The sequence below is a fragment of the Streptomyces sp. NPDC050548 genome (assembly GCF_044457385.1).
Lineage (GTDB): Bacteria > Actinomycetota > Actinomycetes > Streptomycetales > Streptomycetaceae > Streptomyces.
Map to the genome: position 1 here is coordinate 120,553 of NZ_JBITGV010000015.1, position 25,187 is coordinate 145,739.

The following is a 25,187-nucleotide window of genomic DNA, read 5'->3' on the forward strand; positions in this document are numbered from 1 at the left end:
CCCGCCGAGCTGCTTCGGCGGGGGCGCCGATCGCCGTAGGGAATTCCCCGAAGCGTCGTCCGTCCCGCTCCTCGGACGATGCGCCCATGAACCTACGACAGCAGCAGCAGAACATGGCGGAGCGCTACCGGGACACGGTGGCCCAACGCGCGGACATCCGGCGTCGGCAGGCGGAGACCGGCACGCCCTTCGCCGCCGACAGCGAGGAGCAGCTGCGCGCCCGCGCGGAGCGGCTGTTGCGGAGGGGGGAGGTCGATCCGGGTGCCTTGCCGTCCGACGGGGAGCCCGTGCGTCCCGCCGTCGTGTTCGAACGGATCCTCGGCGCCGCGAGCGAGCTGCAGAGCGTCAACTTCCTTGACCGCGGGGCACGTGCGGCCCGCGCGGTCGCGCGCGTCTCGATCATCGAGGACGGCCGGCGGGCCGGGTTCGGCACCGGGCTTCTCGTGGGGGAGCGCCTGCTGCTCACCAACAACCACGTGCTGCCCGACGCGGCGACGGCGACCGGGTCCTTCGCGGAGTTCGACCTCGAATCCGACGTCGACGGCACGGCCAAACCGGTCGACTCCTACGATCTCGCCCCGGACGAACTGTTCGTCACGGACCCCGCGCTCGACTACACACTCGTCGCGGTCTCGGTGGGCGCCGCCGGGACGCGGCCCGGCACGGCCCACGGCTGGCTGAAGCTGATCGCGCAGCAGGGGAAGATCGTCATCGGTGAGCCGGTGAACATCGTCGGCCACCCGGACGCACGGCCGAAGGAGATCGCCGTCCGCGCCAACGAACTCCGCAACCAGTTGCCGGAGTTCCTGCACTACCGCACGGACACCGAGCCCGGAAACTCCGGCTCGCCCGTGTTCAACGACCAGTGGGAGGTCGTCGCGCTGCACCACGCCGGCGTGCCCGATCCCGACGGCGCGGGCTGGATCGCCAACGAAGGAGCCCGGGTCAGGGCCATCCTGCGGCACCTCGCCGCGGCGGAACCGCCCCCCGAACAGCGGGCGCTGCTCGCCGAGTTGGGCCCCCAGGCGGTGCCGCGGGAAGCGGCGCCGGCGGTGTCGCCGGACGCTCGTCCCGTCCCGCCGGCCGGAGGCGGGGGTGTTCAGGAGCGGCGCGGCGTCACCGGGCGGACCGGCCACGGCCGACCCGTGGTGTTCCTGCACGGCCGCGGGCAGCAGGGCCACAACCCCGCCGACCTGCGCACCGGTTGGTGCCGCGGCCTCGCCACCGGACTGACAGCGGCAGGCCTCGCGCCGCTGGACCCCGCCGATGTCTGGTTCCCCTTCTACGGCGACGCGCTGGCCGCCGCCTCGGTCACCCGCGAGAGTGTCGCCCCCGGTACGGCGACCACCACGGCCGAGGCGTACGTGCCCGTCGACTCGGCCGCCCGTGCGGTGTACACCGCGCTGCTGACGGAAGCCGCCGAGGCCGCCGGGATGCCCGCGTCGGAGCGGACGTCCGATGCCGCGCACGAGTCGGGGCTGCTCGGCGGGGCGCTCGCCGCGCTGCAGCGGCCGTTGTCCTGGATCGCGGCGCGCAGCGGCCTCGACGACGTAGTGATCGCGACAGTGTTCCGCGATGTCGCGGCCTACCTCGGCAACAAGTCGGTACGCGACGCCGTGCTGGAGGCGGTGCTGGACGGGTTGCCCGAAGGCGGCGAGTTCGTGCTGGTCAGCCACAGCCTGGGCACCGTCGTCGCGCTCGACCTGTTCACCAGGCTGCCGCGCCGGACCTCGGTCCCCCTCCTGGTGACCGCCGGCAGCCCGCTCGGACTCGACGCCGTGTACAAGCGGTTGCTCGTCGGCGGACCGGTCCACCCCGGTCAGGTCGCCGTGTGGACCAACGCGTGGGCGGCCGCGGACGCCGTCGCCATCGGCTGTCCGCTCCACGACGACTGGCCACAGGTCCGCGACGTACTGTGCCCCAACCCCAAGGACCGGGCGCACGACATCACGCAGTACCTGTCCCACGCCTCCGTCGCGGCCGAGATCGGCCGCGCGGCCCGCCCGTAGCCCGGTGACGAAGGTCGGCGGTGCGCGGCGGGGGATCCGGCCGGGATCTCTGGAAAGATCTCCGGCATGAGCGAAAACCCGCAGCGCCTCGTCACCGTCGACCGCACCGGCCCCGGCCGGTTCACCGCCACCAACGCCCGTGGCGGCACCGTCGAGTTCGGCACCGCGAACGGCGGCGGCACCGAGTTCACCCCCGTCGAGCTGCTGCTCGCCGCGATCGGGGGCTGCACCGCGGCCGACGTCGACGTGGCCACCACCCGGCACGCGGAGCCGGACGGGTTCACCGTCACCGTGACCGGCAACAAGGTCAGCGACGACCTCGGCAACCGGATGACCGACCTCGCGGTCACCTTCGCCGTGACCTTCCCGGAGGGCGAGGCAGGGGACCGGGCCCGCGCCATCCTGCCCCGGGCGGTCACCGTCTCCCACGACCGGCTGTGCACGGTCAGCCGCACGGTGGAGACCGGCACGCCCGTCACCGCGACGATCAAGGATGCCTGACGGACACCGAAGGTCCCCTGTTCTCTGCGGGCCGGTGACAAGCGCTTCGCCGGGTGCTGCGTTCTTGTGAGCACCGCCTGATCCGTGGGGCGCGAGCGCCCTACGGTCCGGCCATGAAGACGAGTCGCAGCACAGGACGGAAAAGGGCAAGGACCTGGCGCGGTGCCGCGTTCGCGGCGCTGTTGACCGCGGGCACGCTCACCGCCGCCGCCCCGCAGGCACAGGGCGAGAGCGCGCGAACCGAGACCCCGGTCGCGTCGACGCATCCCGCCGACGGGGTGATCGAGTCGGTGGTGCGGGTGAAAGTGCCGTTACCGCAGTCGTTCGGCGCCCGCCCGGCGGCGTGCGACTGGCTGTCGTATCTGCGCTACCGCTCCGCCGACGGCCCGCGCTCCTCGGCCGACGCCGACCGGATCCTCGTGGCCCAGCCCGGCATCCTCGAAGGAGCCGGAGCCTTCGACAGCGTCGCCCGCGACACGGTCGCCCAAGCCGCCGCGCAGGGACGGCACTTCGAGTTCTGGGCCTTGGACCGGCGCTCCAACTGCCTTGAGGATCCCACCGGTATCGCCTCCGGTGACCAGCACACGGCCGTCGACTATTACTACCGTGGCAAGGCCGTCGACGGCCGGACCTTCGCCGGGTTCGTCGCCAACGACCGGCTCGGCTGGATGGCGAAGCTCGGCATCGAGCAGACCGTGCGGGACGAATACGAGCTGCTCGTCGCCGAGTTGCCCGACCAGGGCCTGCGCAAGAGCAAGGTGCTGTGCGGCGGGCACTCGCTCGGCGGGGTGATCACCGGGTACTTCGCGACGGCCGACTTCGACGGCAACCCCGCCACCATGGCCGACGCCGGACAGAACCAGTGCGCCGGCTACTTCGCCCTCGACACCACGATCTCCACCTCGCTCGGTGACCTGAGCGGCAGCATCCCCGACGACACCAACCTGCCCGACATCGGACTCGGTTACGCCGTCGTACAGGCGGGGCTCGACAGCGGAGTGCTGTCCCGCTCCCTGTCCGCGCCGGTGCTGCTCAACCCCGAGACCATGACCCTGCTCGCCATCGCGGGCCTGGGCGCCGTACAAGACCCGGACGGCGAGTCGGACCTGCCCGCCAACCTCCCCTCCAACGTCAACATCGAGGCCACGAACCGGTTCCTGTTCTCCAAGGACACCGCGACCTTCCTCACCGGCTCACCCGCCGTGAAGGACTTCCGGCTCACCGACGACGCCGTGCTCGGCGCGCTCATGGACGACAACTCCGAACCGCTGGCGTTCCTGCAGAGCAGCGTGGGCCTCTTCGACGGCGGACCGCTCACCGACAAGAACTTCCCCGCCGCCAACGGGAGTTCGGGGCAGTCGCAGCTGTTCGGCGTCGAGTACAAGGCGATTCCGGCGCAGCCGCACGGCCCGCTCTACACCTGGCGCAACTACGACCGGGTCGGCGCCGCCGACGACCCCGGGTACCGGTCCGCCGACGGCACCCCCTTCACCAACGCCTCCAAGGAGGTCACGGACATCCACGAGCTGGCCCGCAGCATGGGGGAGCAGCCGCTGGACTTCACCGAGCAGTACTTCCCGACCGAGCTGGTCACCGACATCGAGCTGGCCACCTCACCCCAGGTGAAGCAACTCGTCGTGCACCCGGGCGGGTTGACGGCCGACCCAACCCTCACCGTGCTCGCGGGCGACGGACTCCTCGCGGGCCGCATCCCGACCGACCTGCACCCGGTGATCGCCCCCGGATACCAGCACCTGGACGTCCTGACGGCGGCACCCGTCCAGAACAACGGCCGGCCCGAGGTCGTCTCCAGCAGCCTCGCGGGATTCGCCGCAGCGCCCAAGTAGCGCGCTGACAGGGGCCCGGGAGGATCAACTCCCGGGCCCCACTGTGCTGTTGGGGCTCAGGCCTTGCCCGCCGCGAACGTCGCCGCCGCACCGGCGTCGGAGGTGTAGCCGAGGTGGGCCAGCACGTCCGTCCCGCCGTTCTGGCAGATCGGGTCACCCGTGGCGCAGAAGTCGATGGTGCGGCTCTGGTACGTGCCGGTGACGCTCTTGCCGAGGGCGCGGATGGGGTTGCCGAACAGCAGCACCGCGGCGACTCTCGGTTCGACCGCCGCCGGGATCGTCGCCACGATCGGGCTGCCGACCACCGCGCCGTCGCTGCTGATCCCCATGGAGTTGTCGACGACATTCGCGCCCTGCGAATAGCCGACGAGAATGAAACGCTGATTCGGACAGGCCGCCGCCTGCGCGTTCACATGGTTCACCAGATCGGCGTTCCCCGTCGCGGCGGACGTCAGGGAAAGGTCGGCGGGATAGTTCACCGCATAGCTGGAGAGAGTCTTTCCGGTGATTTTCTGCTGGAGTGCGGAGAGCACCGGGTCGCCGACGATCAGGCCGAGAGTTCCCGGCTCGAAGGTGCCGCGAGCCGCCACGACGTCGAGGTCCGCACAGGTGGCGGCCGACGCCGTGGGCGTGGTGAGGGTGGCGAGACCGGCTCCGCCGAGCAGCGAGAGCGCGGCCAGGCACAAGCGAATACGCATGAGAATCCTTTGAGGGTGGGGCGCGTGCCACGCGCCTGTGGAAAGGACACCTCGAAGGTATTCGCGTTGTTTCACCGGGTGTTATGGACGGGAATTCAGAAACCGTCCCTGTTTTTGTCGGCGCGTGAGTCGCGCTCGTGCTCCCGCGACGCCGCCGAACGCAACGCGAGAATCAGATCCAGCCGGGTGCCCGGGTCGTGCAGGGACTCACCGAAGAGCTTCTCCAGCTGACGCAGGCGGTAGCGGACCGTCTGCGGGTGGATGTGGAGCCTCGCGGCGACATCGGGGACGTTGCTGCCGCTGAGCAGCCAGGCGAGCAATGTCTCGGCCAGCCGGGCGCGTTGGCCCTCGGACGCCGCGTCGAGCGGCGCCAGGGCCCGGGCCTCCAACTGCGCGAGCAGCGGCTCGTCGCTGTGCAGCAGCAGCGTCGACAGATGGTCGGCGCACAGCACCACGCCCTGCCGGGGCAGCACCCCGCGCCCCATCAGCCCCAGCGCCCGGGTGGCCCAGCGCAAGGACCGTGCGGCCTCGGCCACCGGGACCGTGGGACCGATCGCCGCCGGACGGCCGCCCAGGCCGAGCACGAACGACCGTCCGCCGAACCGGCCGTAGCCCTCCGGGTCCGGTACCAGTACGCGCGGCGGACGTGACTCCATGTCGGCCAGCGCGCCGGGCATCGCCGGCGGCCGGTCCTCCGCACGCGGATCCGCGGGCCCCGCCAGGGCGATGACGGCGACCCGTGAAGGCACTCGCCACCGCGCACCGTGCGCCAGGTCCTGCACCTCCTCCGGGGCCACCGGTCCGTCGCCCAGCAGCAGATCGAGCAGCCGTCGGCGCCGCCGCTCCAGCTCGTCCGCGCTGCCGGACCGCGCGTCCGCGTAACCCGCAGCGGCAGCCTCCGCGACCTCGTGCACGGTCCGGAACGCCAACTCGCCGAGCGCGGCCACGACGTGGGAGTCCAGGCCGAGTTCCTCCGCCGTCCGTCCCATCAGCCGCCAGGCGTGCAGCCCGCCGACCCGTAACGCGGACTGCACCGCGTCCAGACTGCGGCCGTCCAGCGCCACACCGCGCCCGATCTCGTAGTACGTCGTGGCCATCGCGGACCGCTGGTCGCGCGGGTCCGCGATGTGGTCGATGAACAGGGTGAGCGCCTGCACCACACCGGCCCGGAGATTCTCGCGGTAGATGGCACCAGACGGGAGCCCGTACTCGGGCACCTGTCTGCGGACCTCCTCCTCCACCTCGTCGGCGACACGCGGCAGTTGGGCGCGCAGCAGCTCGGCCAGCTCGGGCGGGACCGGGGCGGCGGCGGGATCGGCGGGTACTCCGCGCGGGGTGGGGACGGCCACGACGGACACTCCTTTCCCCCGGAGGCGGCTCCCCCACGGGCCGTTGCCCGTGGGACGAGGGGGACGTCCCGTGTTGGACGGCCGTCCCCTGCGCTCCGTTCCGTGCCCCGGCTGCACCGACATCACTCCGGCAGCCCCAGCGCGGCGGCGAGCATCGGCCACGAGGCGGTGAACTCCCCTTTCCAGTAGGCCCAGCTGTGCCCTCCGCCCGGATAGAAGTGGGTGGTGACCGGAATGCCGAGCAGTGCGAGCACACCGGTGAAACTGTGCGCGGACGGCCACAGCAGGCTCTCCAGGGCCTCGGGCAGCCAGTCGCCCGAACCCCCGGCCACACCACTGCCGTTGGACACGTACAGCGGTGTGCCGCGCAACCCGCCGGCCTGGGCGCGTGGATTGAAGGCCCGCCAAGTCAGCCCGTTCAGCAGGGGGTTGCCCCACAGCGTGAGGGGCGACAGGCTCTCCCGGGCCACGATGGCGTCCACCAGAGAGGGCACTCCGGGCGCCGTGGTGTCGAGGATCCCGCTGTAGGACGCGGCGGCGGCGAACGCGCCCGGGTGGCGGGCCGCGTGCGCCATCGCGCCGTAGCCCCCGGTGGACACCCCGGCGACCGCCCGCACCCCGGACGCCCGGTAGTCACGGGCCAACAGCGCCGGAACCTCCAGGAGTTGGAAGGTCTCGTAGTCCGACCCCTCGCGCCAGACGCTGGGGATACCGGTAGGCCCCGCGTCGGGCATCGCGACAATCAGCTCGCGCCCCTCGGTGAAGGCCTCGATGTCCGTCTCCCGGGTCCAGGACGTGTAGTCGTCGTGCGCCCCGTGCAGCAGATACAGCACGGGGTACGTCCGAGCGGGCTGCGCGGCGAAGTCCGACGGCAGGATCAGCCGCACCGGCGCGCTGCGGCCCAGCGCGGGCGAGGACACGGACACGTCGAAGGTCCGCGCCGAGACCTGTGTCGCGGCCCGCGCCCGGCCCACGCCGCCCGTGGCACCGAACAGGACGGCGAGCCCGGTGGCCGCGGCGAACCGCGTGGCGGCGCGCCGGGACATCCCGCCGGGAGGGCGCTGGGGGAGGGTGGCGCGCGGGGAGATTCCGGAGGGGTGCTGCGGTGTGACGGGGCGGTGGTGCGGCATGGCGGCTCCTCGGTCGGGTCGGCGGGAACTCAGGCCGGTGCGGTGGGTCCGCCCGGCGAGGCCAGCGCCCGCCGCAGATGGGCGGCGATCTCGTCGACGTGCGGCGGGTCGAGCAGCGACAGGTGATGCCCCGACACCGGTAGGACCGTCAGGCGCGGGCACACCTCGTCCCAGCCGAGCGCGTCGTCGTCACGCTCGTACGCCGGGTCGCGCACGGTGTGCGGCGCCGGTTCCGTGGCCCGGTACAGCACCACCGGGCCCTCGTACCGGCCCGGGCGGTGTGCCTCGCCGATCCGCAGATCCAGGTAGGAGGCACGCTGGTGCTCCAGCGCTGCGGGCGGCACCCGCACGGCCCCGCGCAGGGTGCGCAGTACGGCGTCGATGCGTGCGCGGTCGTCGTCCATGGCCACCAACTCGTCGTACGGCAAGGACAGGTGGACGCCGTACGTGTCGGCGACGTGCTGGGCGAAACCTGTGAGATGGGCGCGGACACGGCCGGGCCGGTGGAGAGGGCGTACGGAATCGATGAGCGCGACGAGTTCGACGTCCCGCCCGGCGGCGACGAGGAGGCGTGCCGTCTCCTGGGCGAGGAACCCGCCGAAGGACCAACCACCGAGCACACACGGTCCGTTGGGATGGACGGCGCTGATCGCTTCGGCATGGCGCCGCGCCTTCTCCGGCACCGTGAGGGCGTCCTCGATCCGGTCGAGACCGTGCACCGGCCGTTCGTCGCCCAGGTGTCGGGCGAGTGCGCGATAGACGTCGGTGGTGCCGCCGGCGGCGTGGAAGAGGAAGAGCGGGGCGCCCGTGCCGCCGCTGTGCAGCGTGCGGAGCGGGGACGGTTCGTCGATCAACTGCCGTACCCGGTCGGCCACTTCGTCGATCGTCATGGCGGCGAACAGGTCACGCAGCTGCAGCTCGATCCCGAACTCGCGGTCCAGGGCGGTACGGATCCGGACGGCCAGCAGGGAGTCCAGGCCGAGGTCGGCCAACGCGGTCGTCGGGGTGATGCGGGCCGTGGGATGGCCGGTGACGGCGGCGATGTGGTGACCGACGCGGGCCACCACCGAAGCGGGTGGGGGCTCCACGACAGCGGCGGGTCCCGGCGACCGATCAGCGGTTACACGTCCCCGCCCGTCCGTCCACCAGTACCGGACGTGCCGCCAGCGCGGCAGCGGAAGGTCCACGACCCGGCCTGCCGGTACCGGCAGGGACAGCCCCGCCGCGTACAAGGCACCCAACTCCCCGAGAAACGCGGCGGATCCGGCCGCGTCGCGGCGCAGCGTGCCCACGGTGAGCGCGTCGGGCACGGTGTCGGTGATGGCCCTGGCCAGGACCGGATGCGGCGAGATCTCGACGAAGGCGGTACGACCGTCCGCCGCGGCAGCCGCGAGGGCCCGGTCCAGCCGCACCGGCCGGCGCAGGTTGGCGGCCCAGTGCCCGGCGCCGAACTCGCCGGCGCCGCGCGGGTCGTCGAGGACGGTGGAGTAGACGGGGACGCGCGGCGCCCGTCCCCGCAGGTCCGCGAGAGCCTCGACCAACTCCGGTAACAACGGCTCCACCTGGGGCGAGTGCCCGGCGCCGACGACCCGCATGGCCCGGGCGGCACGCCCCCGCTCCTCCATCCGTCGCACCAACCGGGCGACCGCCACCTCGTCGCCGGTGACGACCTTCTGCCGGGGCGAGGAGTGCACGGCGACCTGGACACCCGGGAACTCCCGCTCCAGGTCGGGCAGTTCACCGTCCTCCAGATCCACGACGGCCATCGCGCCCCCGCGCAGCCCACCGAGCAACCGGGCCCGTACGGCGACGACCCGCGCCGCGTCCACCACGTCCAGCGCGTCCGCGCACACCGCGGCGGCCACCTCGCCCAGGGAGTGGCCGATCACGGCGGCGGGTTCGACGCCGTAGGACCGCCACAGCTCGGCGAGTGCCAACTGGGTGCCGAAGAGGACGGGTTGGGACACGTCGAGCCGGTCGAGCGGTCCGGCGGAGGCCAGGTGTGCGCGGAGCGAGAAGCCGAAGACGTCGGCGAGCTGGGCGTCGAGTTTTTCCACGGCGGCGGCGAAGGCCGGTTCCTCCGCGAGGAGTTGGCGTCCCATGCCGGTCCACTGGGTGCCGTATCCGGAGAACACCCACACCGGACCGCCGCGTCCCACCCGGTCGCGGTCGCCGGTGACCACCCGTGGGTGCCGGTCGCCCTGCCCCAACGCACCCAGCGCTTCCGCCAATTGGTGTCCGTCGCGGGCGACGACGGCGGCGCGCACGGGTCCCCGTCCCGTACGTCCCGCGAGTGTGCGGGCCACATCGGCGGGCCGGGCCGCGCTCCCCACGGGTGTGCGCAGCCACGCGGCGATCCGGGCGGCGGTGTCGCGGACCCGCTCGGTGTCGAGGTCGGAGAGGAGATGGAGGCGGACGGCCGACGTCCCCCCGGACTTCTCGGTCGCAGGCACGGTCGGCCGCCATTCCTCCAGCACCGCATGGGCGTTGGTGCCCCCGAAGCCGAAACCCGAGACACCTGCGGTGGCCGTTCCGCCGTAGCGGGGCCAGGGTTCGGGCTCGGTGACCAGGCGCAGCCGTGGGTCGGGGAGCGAGGTGCCGTGCAGCGACGGCGGGACGAGGTCGTGGTGGAGGGCGAGGACCGTCTTCACCAGGCCGGCGAGACCGGCCGCGCACTCCAGATGACCGAGGTTTCCCTTCACCGAGCCGAGCAGCAGGGGCTGTTCACGGTTTCGGCCCGCGCCCAGCACCGCGCCGAGCGCGCCCGCCTCGATCGGGTCGCCCAGCGGGGTACCGGTACCGTGCGCCTCCACGTAGTCCACCTGGGCCGGGGCGAGTCCGGCCCGCCCGTACGCCGTCGCCAACAGGGCTTGCTGCGCTGCCGGGTTGGGGGCCAGCAGGCCGCCCGAGCGGCCGTCGGAGTTGACCGCGGTGGCGCGGATCAGCGCGAGGACACGGTCACCGTCGCGCTCCGCGTCGGACAGCCGTTTCAGCAGTACGGCCGCGCAGCCCTCGCCGCGCCCGATGCCGTCGGCGGTGGTCGCGAACGGCTTGCATCGGCCGTCGGGCGCGAGCGCCCCCGCCCGGGCGAAGGCGACGCCGACGGCGGGCGAGAGCAGGACGTTGACCCCGGCGGCGATCGCCGTGTCGATCTCGCCGTCGCGCAGGCTCACGCAGGCCTGGTGCAGGGCGACCAGGGAGGACGAACAGGCCGTGTCCACCGCCATGTTGGGACCGTGGGTGTCCAGGACGTACGCCAGTCGGCCCGCCGTCACACTGAGTGCCGCGCCCGCCGGGGCCCAGGGGTCGACGGCGAGCGCGTCGGCGCCGGTGAGGCGGCCGTACTCCGGGGCCGAGACGCCGACGTAGATCCCGGTGGCCGTGCCCGCGAGGGCCGTGGCCGGGACGGCGGCGTGGTCGAGCGTCTCGCGGACGACCTCAAGGAGGATCCGCTGCTGCGGGTCCATCACCGCGGCCTCGCGCGGGGTGATCCGGAAGAAGTCGGCGTCGAATCCGGCGATGTCGTCCAAGTAGCCGCCGTACAACGGGGTTTCGGCGGGCGGGAACGGCGTGAAGTCGCCCCACCGGTCCTCGGGGACACGCCTGATCGCGTCGACGCCGTCGATCAGCAACTGCCAGTAGTCGTCCGGGCCGTGCACTCCGCCGGGCAGCCGACAGCCGACCCCGATCACCGCGACGGGCTCGCCCGGCGCTGCCCGCACGGCAGGTGCGGGAACGCCGAGCGGGGAAGGCCGGGAGTCCGTGCCGCACACCCGCGCCACCAACGCGTCCACGGTCGGCGCCTCCCACAGCAGCGTCGCCGGCAGCTCGTGCCCCGTCAGCAGCGACAACTCGCCCGCCAGCACGACCGCGTCCCGTGAGGACATGCCGAGTTCGGCCAGCGGCCGGTCCGTCGCCACGTCATGCGTCGGCGTGCCGCACCACTCGGCGACCCGCTCCACGATCCGCAGTCGCAGCGCGTTCTCGTCGCCGGGGATCGGCCGTTCCCTCGCCCCGTTCTCGCCGTCGACGGCCGTCATCCCGCGCTCTCCGTCGCGTAGTCGCCCTCCAGATACCGGGCGCGGGTCAGGGCCCGTGACACCTTCCCGCTGGAAGTGCGGGGCACGGTGCCGGGAGCGACCAGCACGACATCGGCGAGCCGCAGCCCGTGCCGTGCGGAGACGGCCGCGCGCACGGCACGCGTCAGGGCCGGTACGTCGAGGTCGGCGAGGCTGGTGGTGCGGGTGTGCTCGGCGACGACCACCACCCGCTCACCCGCGCCGCCCACCCCTCCCGTTCCGCCCGGCACTCCGAACGCGGCGAGCCGGTCCCGTCGTACGGCCTGATGCGCGTCCTGCGCGGTGGCCTCGACATCCTGCGGATAGTGGTTGCGGCCGTCGACGACGATGAGGTCCTTGAGCCGGCCGGTGACGATCAACTGCCCGTCCAGGACGGTCCCGAGGTCCCCCGTGCGCAGCCAGCCGCCCGGCGCGGCGGCGCCAAGTGAGGCGCCGAACACCCGCCGGGTCTGCGCGGAGTTGTTCCAGTAGCCGCGCCCCACATTGGCGCCCTGCACCCAGATCTCCCCGACCTCCCCCTCGGCCAGCAGGGCGTGGGCGACCGGATCGACGATGCGCACCCGCTGCCCCACGGGAGTTCCGCACCCCGCGAGCAGCACGGCACGCGGATCCTCGGGCCGTGCGGGCAGCGCCTTTCCGGCGGCGAGGGCGTCCCGGTCGAGGGCGAACCGGCCGAGCGGGCGGCCGGGCCGGGAGGCGCTGACGAACACGGTGGCCTCGGCGAGCCCGTACGACGGACAGTGTGCCTCCGCCGCCAACCCCTGTGCGGCAAAGGCGGCGTGGAAGCGGTCGGCGGTGCCGGGCCGGACGGGCTCGCTGCCGTTGATCAGCGCGGCGACCCCGTCCAGCCGCAGCCCCTCCTTCTGCGCCTCGGTGACGGTGGAGGCGCAGTAGTCGTAGGCGAAGTTCGGCGCGGCACTCAGTGCGCGCGGATGCGCGGCCAACAGCCGTAGCCAGCGCGCCGGTTCGTGCAGGAACGCGGCCGGGTCCATGAGGACCGACGGCACCCCGCGTACGACGGGGGCCGCAACGCTGAGCACCAGCCCCATGTCGTGATAGAGCGGCAGCCAGCCCACGCAGGTCACCGGATGCGCGTCGGCGCCGTAGGCGGCAAGCGCCTGGCGGGCGTTGGCGACGACGTTGGCATGGGTGATCTCCACGCCCGCCGGGGCCCGGGTCGAGCCGGAGGTGTACTGGAGATAGGCGGTCGCGTCCGAATCCGGTTCCGGCGCCCGCCAGTTGAGGGCGGCGGTGTCGGGCACCCGGTCCGCCGCGAGGACCGGCACCTCCGCGCGCTCGCAGAAGTCCGTCACCTCGGTCAGGACGCGGCCGGTGGTCACCACGACCGCCGGGCGGGCGTCCCCCAGCACCCCGACGAGCCGGTCGCCCTGCCCCGGCAGACCGGGCGGATACAGCGGCACGGCGACCATCCGGGCGGCCAGCGCCGCCAGGAACCCGGTGATGTACTCCGTTCCCTGCGGGCACAACAGGGCGACCCGCGCCCCGGGTTCGGCCTGCTCGGTGAGCCGGGCGGCCAGCGCCCGTACGCGCAGATCGAGCCGCTGCCAGGTCAACGTGCGGTGTACGCCACGGGAGTTGGGGGTGGGATGGTCGACGAAGGTGAACGCCCGCCGGTGCGGGGTGAGTTCGGCCCAGTGCCGCACGTACTCGGGCAGGGTCCGGTACGCGGGCGCGAGCGGCGGGCGGCGACTGTCCATCGGACGGGCTCCTCACGAACAGCAGGGTGAGCGGCGGGGGAGTGGTGTGCGAGGGGTGAACTCGGCGGTCAGAGCGGGATGTTGCCGTGCCGCCGCTCCGGCATCGGGGCGCGCTTGCCCCGCAACGCGCGCAGCGCGCGGCCGACATGGGCCCGGGTGTCGCGTGGCGCGATCACGTCGTCGACGTACCCTCGCTCGGCGGCGAGGTACGGAGTCCCGTGCGTGGCCTCGTAGGAGGCGACCAGGTCGGCCCGCAGCGCCTCCGGGTCGTCCGCGGCGGCGAGTTGACGCCGGTGCAGGACTCCCACGGCGCCCTCCGCGCCCATGACGGCGATACGGGCCGTCGGCCACGCGAGGTTGAGGTCGGCGCCGAGATGCTTGGAACCCATCACCGCGTAGCCGCCGCCGTACGCCTTGCGCACCACCACGGTGACCTTGGGGACGGTCGCCTCGGCGTACGCGTAAAGGAGTTTGGCGCCGCGCCGGATGATGCCGCCCCGCTCCTGGCACACGCCGGAGAGATAACCGGGGACGTCGGCGAAGGTCAGCAGCGGGATGCCGAACGCGTCGCAGAACCGCACGAACCGCGCGGCCTTCTCCGAGGCGTCGATGTCGAGGACCCCGGCCGAGTGCAGCGGCTGGTTGGCGACGACCCCGACACTCGCCCCCTCGACCCGGGCCAGCGCGCAGATGATGTTCGGCGCGAACAGCTCCTGGACGTACAGGAGTTCACCGTCGTCGACGACCGCGCGCAGGATGTCCCGCATGTCGTAGGCGTGGCCGAGCCGGTCCGGCACGACCTCGTCGAGCGGGTCCCCGACGGCGACGGCTCCGGGCGCGTACTCCGGGGGCCGTTCCAGGTTGTTGGCGGGCAGGTACGACAGCAGCTCGCGTACGGTGTCGAGCGCGTCCTCCTCGTCGGCGGCGAGGAAGTGGGCGTTGCCGTTCACGGAGTTGCTGGTGCGGGCGCCGCCCAGCTCCTCGGCGGTGGTGCGTTCGCCGGTCACCGCCTCGATGACGTCGGGCCCGGTGACGAACATGTGCGAGGCGCCGTCCACCATCACGGTGAAGTCGGTGATCGCGGGGGAGTAGGCGGCACCGCCCGCACACGGGCCCAGGACGACGGAGATCTGCGGGATCACCCCGGACGCCTTCACATTGCGCCGCACCAACTCGGCGTACAGCGCGAGGGAGTTGACGCCCTCCTGGATGCGGGCGCCCCCGGAGTCGTTGAGCCCCACGACCGGACACCCGGTCTTCAGGGCGAGGTCCATGAGCGCCACGGTCTTCTCGCCGAAGGCCTCGCCCATGCTGCCGCCGAAGACCGTGGAGTCCTGCGCGAACACACAGACCGGCCGTCCGTCGACCGTGCCGTACCCGGTGACGACGCCGTCTCCGTACGGGCGTTGGGCACCGTCCCCCACTGCTCTCGCCCGTACGAACACACCGGTCTCCGCGAACGAGCCCGAGTCCAGCAGTCGTTGGATCCGCTCCCGCGCGCCGAGCGCTCCATGTCTTCTCGGCGCGCCCGTGACCACCGCCCGGGCCCGTCGCTCTTCCAGGTCGGCGATGCGTCCGGCGGTGCGGTCCGCCGCGGGTGTCACTGCCGTCAGGGATGTTGTCGCCTCTAGCGTCACAGCCACCTCCGAAGTGGTTCTCGAATATGGCAGCGATTCGGCGAGGGACCGGAGGATCGCCTTTCTGTTTGCGGGAGTTGAGTCCCGGGCTGCGGAGGTTCGTCCTGAGGTGACAACGGATCGGCGAGGGGGCGGCAGGGGCTGGGGGGTTCCTTGGTCCAGACCATCATGTTGTCATGGCAATGGAAACGTTGCCCTGAGAGAGGACACCGGATGAGATCACCACTGACGCCGATCGCCGGAGCCGGGAGCCCGCTCCACCGCCGGCTGGCACTCGTACTCACCGCACTCCTGCTCGGTGTGGCGGGTCTACTGGGAATCCCACATCCCGCCCAGGCCGCGGCGGGGTCGGTGACGGCGTACCCGGTCCCGTCCATCTACCCGGCGTCCGCCGACTACAAGTTGACCGTCAACGGAACCTCCGTGCCCGTCACCAAGTACACGGGCTACGACATCGCGCAACTCGCTCTCGGGACCGGCACGGCCACCATCTCGGTCACCAAGCTCAACAACACGGCCATCGGCGCCTACAGCATCAGCCCGCAGAAACTCGGCATCGCCGGGACCGTCAACGGCCCGACCCTCACCTTCACCGTCCAGAACGACGAGTACCTGATCGTCAAGCTCGACGGCCGCCCCAACCTGGTCATCGCCGCCGACCCGGCCGAGACGAACCGCCCGGCGACCGGCGGCACCGGCATCTTCAACGTGCAGAGCGCGCCCTACTCGGCCCAGCCGAACACCGGCGCCTACACCACGACGGCCTTCCAGACGGCGCTCAACGACGCAGCCGCGTACGGCTCCGCCAACGCCACCCAGGGCATCGTGTACGTCCCAGCCGGCGTCTACACCCTCGGCAACCTCTACCTGCGCAGCAACCTCGCGCTCTACCTCGCACCCGGCGCGGTCCTCCGCTACACGGGCGAAGCCGCCCACTATGTGGTGACCGGACACAAGAACTCCCAAGGCCGGGACCTCACTTGGCTCATCTCCACCCGGTACTCCTCGACGAACATCAAGATCTACGGCCGCGGCATCATCGACGGCAACGGCCAGGCCGCGCTCGCGCCCTCCAACCTCGGCGTGAACCTCCTCGCCCCGATCTACACGAGCGGCTTCGCCGTCGACGGCATCACCTTCCGGGAATCCAGCAGTTGGGCGGTCATCCCGCTGCGCTCCTCGGACCTGACCTTCCGCGACATCAAGCTGTTCAACAGGTTCGACATGGGCGAGAACGACGGCATCGACGTCATGGAGTCCACGAACGTCACCGTCGACCACGCCATCGGCATCGGCCTCGACGACCCCTTCAGCACCAAGACCTGGCCGGCCGGCGCCGACATCTACAACTCGGTCCCCGGCACCCCCCGCCCTCTCGACGACGTCACCTTCAACGACCTTGTCTCCTGGACCTATTGCTACGGCGTCAAGGTCGGCCAGGGCGTCTACGAGCCGCAGAACAAGGTCACCTTCCAGCACGTCGTCGTCCACGACGCGGCCGTGGGCATCGGCGTCCACCACAAGTACGGCACGGCCGCCGCGACCAACCTGAAGTTCGACGACATCGACATCGAGCGGCTCAGCTTCAGCAACGACGGCAACCGGACCTGGCTCGCGATGATGACCGGCAACACGGCGGGCATCGGCCCGGTCACCGGAGTCACGATCTCCAACGTCCGCGTCCGCAACGCCGGTACTACCGCCGCCCGCATCAACGGCCTTCCGGGTGCGCCCATTTCGGACATCAACCTGAGCCATGTCGTGATGCCGGGAAGCACCACCGGGGCGACCACCCCGGCGCAACTGAATCTCACCAACCTCTCCGACTACGGCGGCCTCACGATCACGCCGTGAGACCGGACAGGACCCGGATCAGCGTTGACTGGCAGGCTTGCTGGGCAGTCCGGCGCGACTGCCCTTGCACGAGTAGACGATCTCCACCGAACCACCGGGGAGGGCACGCTCACGTCGGAGGACCAACCCGGTGTCGGCACTGAGCAGGGGCGTCAGTTGCATCCCACCGCCGAACAGCATCGGCAGGACGACCAGTTCGAGGGTGTCCAGTGCGCCGAGGGCGTGGTACGTCCCGATCGTTCGCGGGCCCCCGATGAGGTGGACGTCGCCGCCCCGGTTCGCCGAGCGGAGCCTCGCCAGCAGCCGCACCGGGTCACTGTCGGTGACGACGTGGTCGGGGGTGCCGTCCGGACGGTGTGAGCCGAGCACGAACACGTCGAGGTCCGGCCACGGCCAGCGGTTGTTGGCGAGCGCGGGCTCAAAGGTGGTGCGGCCCATCAGCGCCGCCTCGCAGCCTTCGAGGAACTCCCGGATACCGTGGCTCTCGCCGGAGACGAACGCGGGGTCGGCGGTCTGGGCGGGCCACCCGTTCGGCGTGGTCACATAGCCATCGGCACTCATGCTCATACGGGCGCGGATCTGCATGATTTCTCCTCGGGGCGTCCGACGGCCGGCCATACGGCGGGCCACCCGGACCTCTCGTCGACGGATGGACAGTACGTGCTGATCACGGAGCCGCGGCCGGTCCGGATTCCGCCTCGCGGGCCGCGCCTCCACCTACCCGTCGAACGGGGGAGCCGCAGATCGACACGCTGCCTCGACCAAGACGCCGTTCATTTCGGTGGCAGCACGAAAAGCGGGGCTGCCACAGTGATCGGTATGGAGCTGCCTCCCGCCAGCGTGCTGACGCTCACGGCCCCCGAGGGGCCGGAGGGACCGGTCGTTCTGTCCAGGACCGGCAGCGTCGACCTGGACGATCTGGAGCGGAGGATGGCCGGCTATTGGCACCGCCACCAAACGGGCCGACCCCCGCGTGGCCCGCTGCAGACAGCGCGCTTCTTGCTGGACAGGGACAAGCACTCCCGCCGAGGGTGGCTGGGCCGGGTCACCGACCTGTTGCGGCGCGACCGTGCCGGCCACGAGTAGGCGTCCGTCGGGCTCGATGCCTTCGCGGTCTAGCGAGACAGCAGCCCCCGAGCCCCCGGCAGCGCCCGAGGATGCACCGGGAACAGCTGCCGCACCCCCTCCCCGCACACCTCAAGCGCAAGCTCGCAGAACATCGCGTTGGCCCAGCCGAACCACTCCCGGGTGAAGCGGCCCGGGGCGTCGACATGGAAGCTCTCGTGCATCAGGCCCGTACCGGCCGTCGTGGCCGCAAGGATCTCCAGAGCGCGAGCCGCCTCGCCCGCGCCGCCCGTGAGACCCGCCGTCGCGATGGCCAGCGGCCACACGTGCCGGTCCGGTGTGTGCGAACTGCCGATCCCGGACGCGTAACTGCCCCTGAAGTACGAGGGGTTGGCCCCGGAGAGTGCAAAGCGCCGAGTCGCCCGGTACAGCGGATCCTCCGGCGCGCACCAGCCGCTCAGCGGAAGGCTCAGCAGACTCGGCAGGTTCGCGTCGTCGCAGAGCAGTGCCGCCCCGAGGCCGTCCACCTCGTACGCGAGGACGGAGGCGCCGTCGACCTCGGTCACCGCGTGCGCCAGGATCCCGGCATCGATCTCGTCCGCCAACCGCCAAGCCGCATGGGCGAGTTCGGTGTCGTCGAGCACCGCCGCGGCCAACTCCGCCAGCCCGTGCAGACTCGTCGACGCCAGCGCGTTGGCCGGGACCAGATAGCCGTGGACGCACGCGTCGTCGCTCGGCCGGAAGCCCGACCACGTCATACCGGTCCAACCCTCCGGCGCGCCACGGCCGTTGAGCGGCAGACTGTCACCGGCGAACGGGCCGGACGGGCGGACGAACCGATAGGGCGAATCCCGCCCGTGGGACTGCTCCGCGCGCCACAGCCGCACGATCCTCCAGGCCGCGCGGTGGAACGCCTCGTCGAGATGGTCCTCCCGGCCGGTCGCCCGCCGGATCGCGTAGGCGAGCTGCAACGGCGCGCAGAGCGAGTCGAGTTCGTACTTGCGCTCCCAGATCCAGTCGCCCGGCGTGGGCTCGTCCGCGGGCTCGCCGTGCGCGCCGGTCGGGCCGTCGTTGAAGGCGTTGGCGTACGGGTCGAGGAGCACGCAGCGGATCTGTCTGCGCGAGACGGCGGCCAGGACGTCGCCGATCTCCGGGTCCGTGGCCACCGCGAGGTAGGGGCGGACCTGTGCCGTGCTGTCCCGCAGCCACATCGCCGGGATGTCACCGGTCTTGACGAACACCTCCGGGCCGTGCGCCGACCCAGTGCCCCAACTCATCGACGTGGTCCAGGTGTTGGTCAGACACCGCTCGACGATGTCCGCCGCCGGACCGCCCCGCAACTCGCCCGCCAGCCGTCGCCCGAGCGTGCTCAGCGACTCCGGAACTGCCCACACTGTTCCGGATGTTGACCCGGGAAACGTTACCATCGCGCCTCTTGACTCCCTCATGTGGCGTGCGCCACGGTGTGATCGCCAGGGAATGGAAACGTTACCTTGCGGCGGTCGGCGACCACCAGACGGTCGGGTCGGCCCCGGTCCGGGTCTCCGCCAACTCCTCGGAGGAAGAAGGTGAGCGCGTGTGACAGCCGCTCCGCACCAAGAGACGAGAACCACCGCACCACCCGTGGACCGACCGCCGGACCGGGGGAGCCCGGGGCGCTTCGGACGCCCCTGGCGACGACGGCGCAAGCGGTCCTCGGACACCCTGGCCGCGTACGTGTTCCTGGCACCGGCGCTCATCGGCTTCACGGCGTTCGTCGTCTACCCGCTGTTCCGCTCCGCCTATTTCGCGCTGACCAGCTACAACGGCCTGTCGGACCCGAAGTTCATCGGCCTCGACAACTTCCGGCGGATGTTCACCACCGACCCGTCCTTCTGGCCCTCGGTGCGCGCCACCCTGCTGCTCGTCGTCCTCTACGTGCCGCTGTCGTTGGCCATCGGGCTGGCCCTGGCGGTGTTCTGCAACCAGCGGATGCGGGGCGTCAGCCTGCTGCGGACCCTGTGCTATCTCCCGGTCGTACTGCCCGTGGTGGCCACGATCACGCTCTGGAAGTTTGTATTCAATCCCCAGGTCGGCTTGGCCAACCAGGTGTTGAACTGGCTCCACCTGCCCACCAGCGAGTGGCTCTCCGGGGACAACTCGGCGATGCCGTCGATCGTGATCGTCATGCTGTGGAGCGTCGGCTCCACGATGATCATCTTCCTCGCCGCGCTCCAGGCGGTCCCCACCGAGCTGTACGAGGCGGCCAGACTCGACGGCGCAGGGCCTCGCACGGTCTTCTTCCGGATCACCCTGCCGCTGATCAGCCCGATCATGCTGCTCCAGGTGGTCATGCAGATGGTGACGGCCCTCCAGGCGTTCAACCAGCCGAAGATCCTCTCGCCGGACAACCAGGGCGGGCCCGGGTTCAGCACCAGGACCCTGATGCTGTCGATCTACAACAACGGCTTCCCCAAGCTCGGCCAGGTGTCCCAGTTCGGCTACGCCTCCGCCCAGGTCTGGGTGCTCTTCCTCGTCATCGTCGTCGTGATCGCCGCGACCGCCCGCTTCTCGTCGATTTGGACCTACAGTGACCACGTCTCCTGACGTCACGAGGGCGCCGACGACGGCGCCGAAGCCGGCCGCCCCCGCCCAGCCGCGCGGCCGGGCCGTACGCACGGCATCCTGGTACGCCGTCGCGCTGCTGATCGCCTCGGTGATGATCGTGCCCATCCTCTGGATGCTCACCGTCGCGCTCAAGGGCCCCTCGGCGGTCTTCGAAGTCCCGCCCCGACTCCTGCCCCACGAGTTCCACTTCAAGAACTTCATCGACGGACCGAAGGTCATCCACTTCCCGCGACTGCTGCTCAACTCCCTTGTCATCACCGGTCTTTCGGTGATCGGCGGCGTGATGACCTCGATGATGGCGGGCTACGCCCTGGCCCGGCTGCGCTTTCCCGGCCGCAAGGTGTGGTTCTACGTCTTCGTCGGCAGCATGCTGCTGCCCCCGGTGGTCGGCATCATCCCGCTGTTCCAGCTCTTCAAGGACATCGGCTGGTACGACACCTGGCTGCCGCTGATCGTCCCGGCCTTCCTCGGCGGCAACCCGCTCTTCATCTTCCTGGCCCGCCAGTACTTCCTGTCGATCCCGCACTCCATCGACGAGGCTGCCAAGGTCGACGGCGCGGGGCACGTCCGGATCTTCTTCAGCGTGATGCTGCCGATCACGAAGCCCGCCTGGATAACGATGTCAATCCTGGCCTTCCAGATGTCCTGGAACGACTACCTCAACCCATTGATCTACCTGTATTCCTCCCAGAAGTGGCCGCTGAGCGTCGGCATGGCCTCCTTCGTCACCCAGTTCGCAGGCCAGACCCCGGACTGGAACCTCTACATGGCCACCAACCTGCTCTACATGCTCCCCCCACTGGCCGTGTTCTTCGTCGCCCAGCGCTACTTCATCCAGGGCCTGAGCGCCCTGGGCACCGTCAACCAGCGCTGATCAGGACCCCGACCCACTCCTATGAGCCGTGTACCGGCCAGGTACCAGGAGGCCACGAATGAAACGATTTACCCGTCTCGCCGGAGCGTTGCTGACGGCGGGGGGACTGCTCGCGACGGCGGCCTGCGGCGGCTCGTCCGGTAAGCAGTCGGACGGCAAGGTGACGGTGACCCTGATGACCTGGGAGTCCGCCACCACCAACAAGGCCATCGACCAGGCCCTGACCGGCTTCCACGACCCGAACATCACGGTCAAGCGCGTCGACACCCCCAACGGCAACTACGGCGACAAGCTCGCCGCGCTCACCCAGGCCAAGAAACTGCCCGACCTGTTCTGGTGCGGCAACGACACCGAGCAGCAGTACACCAGCCAGGGCCTGCTCACCGACTGGGCCTCCCGGCTCTCCGGCTCCACCGACTTCGGCGCGAGCAGCTTCGTCTCCTCCACCATGAAGAACTGGAAGACCGCCGACGGCAAGATCGGCGGCGTCCCCTCCCTGCTCAACACCTACGGCATCTGGTACGACGTCGACGCCTTCAAGGCCGCCGGCCTCACCCTGCCGGCCGCCGGCTGGACCTGGGACCAGATGTTCGCCGACGCCGCGAAACTGCACGCGAAGGGCGCCAAGTACGGCCTCGTAGCAGATGCGTTGACGTCCACGGACGGCCCGTTCTCGCTCAGCACGTACTCGCTGTCGGCGGGCGGTGCGCCGTTCGCCGACGATGTCCACCACCCCACGAAGACGACCACCGACACGACGTACACCGAAGGCGTCAGCAAGGTCGTGGCGGGGATCAAGAGCGGGGCCATGGCACCGCCCGGCTACGACATCAGCAACCAGCAGGCGCTGTTCGCCGCCGGGCAGATCCCGATGCTGTGGAGCGGCCAGTGGCTGGCGGCCGGCTTCCTCACCGACAAGCCGAAGATCAAGTACGGCTTCGCGCCGCTGCCCCAGCAGACCAAGGCGGCCACCCTCTACGACGCGGTGGGCATCTGCACCCCGTCGTACACGCAGAACGCGGACGCCACCTTCAAGGTCCTGAAGTACCTCGACTCCACCGTGTGGACCAAGGTGCTGCCCGACTCCCCGGTCGCGGCGCCGGCCTATCTCTCGTCCCAGAGCGCCTACTTCGGCGCCCTCGACAAGGCCGGTCTGACGACCGTCGCGTCCACCGTCAAGGCGGGCCTGAACACCCCGACCACCATCGGCGTCCGCTTCACCACCCAGTGGGCCAGCCAGTCGAACGACCTGATCACCGCCTACTGGCCGGACATCCTCAACGGCAAGAAGCCGCTGTCCGACCTCCAGGCGATGACCGGCAAGATCAACGATGTGATCAAGAGCAACGGTTAGCGCCTGGACCGAGCGGCGGGCCGGGACCCGAAACGTATCCTGGGAGCGGTCCCGGCCCCCGGTACGCGATGGAAGGTTGGTCTTCAACTCACGTGAGAAGTCGTCCCCCGCACAGCCAGAACACCAGGCCCACGATGCGTGACGTCGCGGAGCGCGCCGGAGTCGCCGTCGTCACCGTCTCCCGCGTCGTCAACGGCATCGGCACGGTCCGCGAGGAGACGGCCGAGCGGGTGAACGCGGCGATCACCGCCATCGGCTACCAGCGCAACGAGATCGCGCGCTCCCTGCGCCCCGGCCAGAACTCGATGACCATCGGCCTGCTGCTCGGCGACCTCACCAACCCGTTCTACGCCTCCCTCGCCAAGGCCGCCGTCGAGGTCGCCAACGAGGCAGGATACGCAGTGCTGTTGAGCACCGCCGACGAGGACCCGGAGGTGGAGCGCCGGGCCGTCGGCGAGCTGATCGGACGCCGGGTCGCCGGGCTCATCATCGTCCCCGACCAGGGCGACCACGCCTTCCTCAACGAGATCAACGGCCACGACCACGTGCCCATCGTCTTCGTCGACCGCCCGGCCACGGGCGCCGAGGCGGATGTCGTCCTCGTCGACAACGAGGAGGGCGGACGCAAGGCCACCCAGCACCTCGTCGACCAGGGCCACGACCGGATCGCGATCCTGGTCGCGCCCTCCTACTACAGCACCGGCCGCCGGCTGCGCGGCTACCGCAAGGCGCTGCGCCGCAGCGGCATCGAGCCCGACAACGACCTGGTCGTCACCCTGCGCGCCGGCACCACCGAGGAGGCAGAGACCGCCACCCGCACCCTGCTCACCTCCGCGCACCCGCCCACCGCGGTCTTCTCCACCACCGGCTTCCTCACCGAGGGCGTGCTGCGCGCCTGCCGTGAACTCCAAGTCTCCGTGGCGGTGGTGGGGTTCGACGACTTCAAGCTCGCCGACATGTTGCCCACCCCGGTCACCGTCGTCACCTCCGACACCGAGGAACTCGGCCGCAGGGCCGCCCATATCCTGCTGGGCCGCATCGACGGCGACGACTCCCCCTCCCAACGCACGGTCCTCCCGGTCGAGTTGATCGCGCGCGGCACGGGGGAGATCGGGCACCCGTAACGTCAGTACAGCGTCCGCCACTTGGCTCGCGGCCAGGCGAGAACTGCGTAGAGCTGCGCCAGGGCCGCCTGCTGGATCGCCTGGGTGCCACCGGCCGTGTCGAAGTGCACGAGCCCGGTGGCGGGATCGCGCATCGTGTCCCACACCTGGTCGGCATAGTCGGCCATCGCCCGGTGGTAGGTGTCCTTCCCGGTCACCGACTCCAGGAGCAGCAGGTTCTTGAAGAAGATCGAGTTGAAGAACACGGGCTGGGTGAACAGCCGCCCCTGCGTGCGGTAGTAGGCGTACGCGGCGGCGGCAACCCGCTCTGCCTGGCGGAGGTAGGCGCGGTCCCGGGTGATCTCGTACAACAGCACCGCCACGCCGACCGGCACGCCCTGGTTGTAGGACCAGATCGTCTTCTCGACGGTCCCCTGAAGGTCGAGGTGGTCCCAGTACAGGCCACTTGGGCTCTGCAGATGTGTGTTCGTCCAGTCGTAGAAGCGCTTGGCCCAGTCCAGGTAGTCCGCCTCGCCGGTGATCTGGTGCAGACGCAGGGCGAGTTGGGCACCCGGAATGTTGGAGACGGTGTTGCGGTCGTGGCTCCAGTCGGCCTGTGTCCAGAAGACCCCGCCCGGCGCGGCGTGACCGCTGTCGGTGTCCCAACCGGACCGCACCAGGGCGAAGATCTCCTTCGCTCGGGCCAGCGCGGTGGCGTCCCCGGTCTGCAGATACCGCTGGACCTTGGCCAGGCCGACCCATTCGTTGTCGTCGTAGAACATGTCCCCGCCCGAACCGTACGGCGCGACGGGGTAGGAGGCGTAACCGGGAAGGCCGGTGGTGCCTCCGCCGGGCTTCCAGTAGTGCTCCTGCGCCGCCGCCCGTCGGGACAGTTCCGGCTCGAACTCCCCGTCCACGGCGGCGAGATCGAGGGCGGCGATGTGCACCTGCGAGAAGGGCCATTCGTACGCGTACGGGTTGTCGCCGCCCGCCGCCGGGATCTGCTCGCGGACGAGCCCGGAGCCGTCGGTGGTGTCGAAGTGTCTTCTCAGCGCGGAGTACGCGTCTCTCGCGCGGGACAACGCCTTTGCGGAGTTGGGCCGTTCGGCCGCGTCCGCCGGTGTGACAGCCGTCGCCGTCAGTGCGGCCAGACCGGAACCGATCATCACTCGCCGGGAGGGGCGCAGGGACATGGTGGCCTCCAAGGGTGCGGGTGATGGAAACGTTGCCATCGACTCAGGAGGCCGTCAACGCCTCTGACGGCACGGGCAGTTCACTCCCGGGGCATTCTGGTCCGGACCATTGACGGCCGAACCCGGCTGGTGGAACCCTCGCGATGGTTACGTTTCCAACGGTGAGTTC

General features: G+C 70.9%; 18 protein-coding genes. 9 read left to right on the forward strand and 9 right to left on the reverse strand.

The genetic code is table 11. The annotated features are described in order from the left end of the window. Positions 1–86 precede the first annotated feature (86 nt). The 3 genes from ACIBJH_RS34440 (at position 87) to ACIBJH_RS34450 (ending at position 4,357) form a co-directional block, all read left to right on the forward strand. On the forward strand, positions 87–2,009 hold the full coding sequence (locus tag ACIBJH_RS34440; protein ID WP_399120836.1) for a trypsin-like peptidase domain-containing protein: 1,923 nt from the start codon (positions 87–89) through the stop codon (positions 2,007–2,009). Positions 2,010–2,075: 66 nt separating this feature from the next. Then, positions 2,076–2,510 (forward strand): OsmC family protein, encoded by a 435-nt coding sequence (locus ACIBJH_RS34445; protein ID WP_399120837.1) that lies wholly within the window; start codon positions 2,076–2,078, stop codon positions 2,508–2,510. A 113-nt stretch (positions 2,511–2,623) separates the two neighbouring features. Continuing rightward, complete coding sequence (locus ACIBJH_RS34450; RefSeq protein ID WP_399120838.1) at positions 2,624–4,357, forward strand: hypothetical protein; 1,734 nt, start codon at positions 2,624–2,626, stop codon at positions 4,355–4,357. A gap of 56 nt (positions 4,358–4,413) precedes the next feature. Here ACIBJH_RS34450 and ACIBJH_RS34455 read toward each other — a convergent pair whose 3' ends face one another. From ACIBJH_RS34455 to ACIBJH_RS34480, 6 genes are all read right to left on the reverse strand, one after another. Further along, a complete protein-coding gene (locus ACIBJH_RS34455) occupies positions 4,414–5,055 on the reverse strand; it encodes a cutinase family protein (protein WP_399120839.1) in 642 nt (213 codons plus the stop codon). A 95-nt stretch (positions 5,056–5,150) separates the two neighbouring features. Continuing rightward, positions 5,151–6,404: a PucR family transcriptional regulator gene (locus tag ACIBJH_RS34460; protein WP_399120840.1), complete on the reverse strand. Its 1,254-nt coding sequence runs from the start codon at positions 6,402–6,404 to the stop codon at positions 5,151–5,153. 122 nt (positions 6,405–6,526) lie between these two features. After that, positions 6,527–7,534: an alpha/beta hydrolase gene (locus tag ACIBJH_RS34465; RefSeq protein WP_399120841.1), complete on the reverse strand. Its 1,008-nt coding sequence runs from the start codon at positions 7,532–7,534 to the stop codon at positions 6,527–6,529. 29 nt (positions 7,535–7,563) lie between these two features. Then, a complete protein-coding gene (locus ACIBJH_RS34470) occupies positions 7,564–11,574 on the reverse strand; it encodes an acyltransferase domain-containing protein (protein ID WP_399120842.1) in 4,011 nt (1,336 codons plus the stop codon). After that, entirely contained in the window at positions 11,571–13,331 is a 1,761-nt protein-coding gene (locus tag ACIBJH_RS34475; protein WP_399120843.1) for a fatty acyl-AMP ligase, read from the reverse strand. Before ACIBJH_RS34475 ends, ACIBJH_RS34470 begins: the two co-directional genes overlap by 4 nt. 68 nt (positions 13,332–13,399) lie before the next feature. Continuing rightward, a complete protein-coding gene (locus ACIBJH_RS34480) occupies positions 13,400–14,974 on the reverse strand; it encodes an acyl-CoA carboxylase subunit beta (protein WP_399120844.1) in 1,575 nt (524 codons plus the stop codon). A gap of 207 nt (positions 14,975–15,181) precedes the next feature. Here ACIBJH_RS34480 and ACIBJH_RS34485 point away from each other — a divergent pair, with 207 nt between their 5' ends. After that, positions 15,182–16,822 carry a glycosyl hydrolase family 28 protein gene (locus ACIBJH_RS34485; protein WP_399120845.1) on the forward strand — a complete coding sequence of 547 codons (1,641 nt, stop codon included), beginning with the start codon at positions 15,182–15,184 and terminating at the stop codon, positions 16,820–16,822. An 18-nt stretch (positions 16,823–16,840) separates the two neighbouring features. On the opposite strand, the gene ACIBJH_RS34490 is transcribed toward ACIBJH_RS34485, so the two are convergent. Next, on the reverse strand, positions 16,841–17,407 hold the full coding sequence (locus ACIBJH_RS34490) for a dihydrofolate reductase family protein (RefSeq protein WP_399120846.1): 567 nt from the start codon (positions 17,405–17,407) through the stop codon (positions 16,841–16,843). 234 nt (positions 17,408–17,641) lie between these two features. Here ACIBJH_RS34490 and ACIBJH_RS34495 point away from each other — a divergent pair, with 234 nt between their 5' ends. Then, on the forward strand, positions 17,642–17,908 hold the full coding sequence (locus tag ACIBJH_RS34495) for a hypothetical protein (RefSeq protein ID WP_399120847.1): 267 nt from the start codon (positions 17,642–17,644) through the stop codon (positions 17,906–17,908). Positions 17,909–17,937: 29 nt separating this feature from the next. Here the strand turns inward: ACIBJH_RS34495 and ACIBJH_RS34500 are convergent, their stop codons facing one another. Continuing rightward, the gene (locus ACIBJH_RS34500) at positions 17,938–19,281 is read right to left on the reverse strand and encodes a glycoside hydrolase family 125 protein (protein ID WP_399120848.1); all 1,344 of its coding nucleotides are present in this window, start codon (positions 19,279–19,281) and stop codon (positions 17,938–17,940) included. Positions 19,282–19,510: 229 nt separating this feature from the next. On the opposite strand from ACIBJH_RS34500, the gene ACIBJH_RS34505 reads away from it, so the two are divergent. From ACIBJH_RS34505 to ACIBJH_RS34520, 4 genes are all read left to right on the forward strand, one after another. Continuing rightward, the gene (locus tag ACIBJH_RS34505) at positions 19,511–20,473 is read left to right on the forward strand and encodes a carbohydrate ABC transporter permease (RefSeq protein WP_399120849.1); all 963 of its coding nucleotides are present in this window, start codon (positions 19,511–19,513) and stop codon (positions 20,471–20,473) included. Further along, positions 20,457–21,368, forward strand: coding sequence for a carbohydrate ABC transporter permease (locus ACIBJH_RS34510; protein WP_399120850.1), 912 nt, complete (start codon positions 20,457–20,459; stop codon positions 21,366–21,368). Before ACIBJH_RS34505 ends, ACIBJH_RS34510 begins: the two co-directional genes overlap by 17 nt. Before the next feature lie 58 nt (positions 21,369–21,426). Then, complete coding sequence (locus ACIBJH_RS34515; protein ID WP_399120851.1) at positions 21,427–22,722, forward strand: ABC transporter substrate-binding protein; 1,296 nt, start codon at positions 21,427–21,429, stop codon at positions 22,720–22,722. 134 nt (positions 22,723–22,856) lie between these two features. Then, the gene (locus ACIBJH_RS34520) at positions 22,857–23,846 is read left to right on the forward strand and encodes a LacI family DNA-binding transcriptional regulator (protein WP_399120852.1); all 990 of its coding nucleotides are present in this window, start codon (positions 22,857–22,859) and stop codon (positions 23,844–23,846) included. 2 nt (positions 23,847–23,848) lie between these two features. Here the strand turns inward: ACIBJH_RS34520 and ACIBJH_RS34525 are convergent, their stop codons facing one another. Continuing rightward, entirely contained in the window at positions 23,849–25,018 is a 1,170-nt protein-coding gene (locus ACIBJH_RS34525) for a glycoside hydrolase family 76 protein (RefSeq protein WP_399120853.1), read from the reverse strand. Positions 25,019–25,187: the final 169 nt, after the last annotated feature.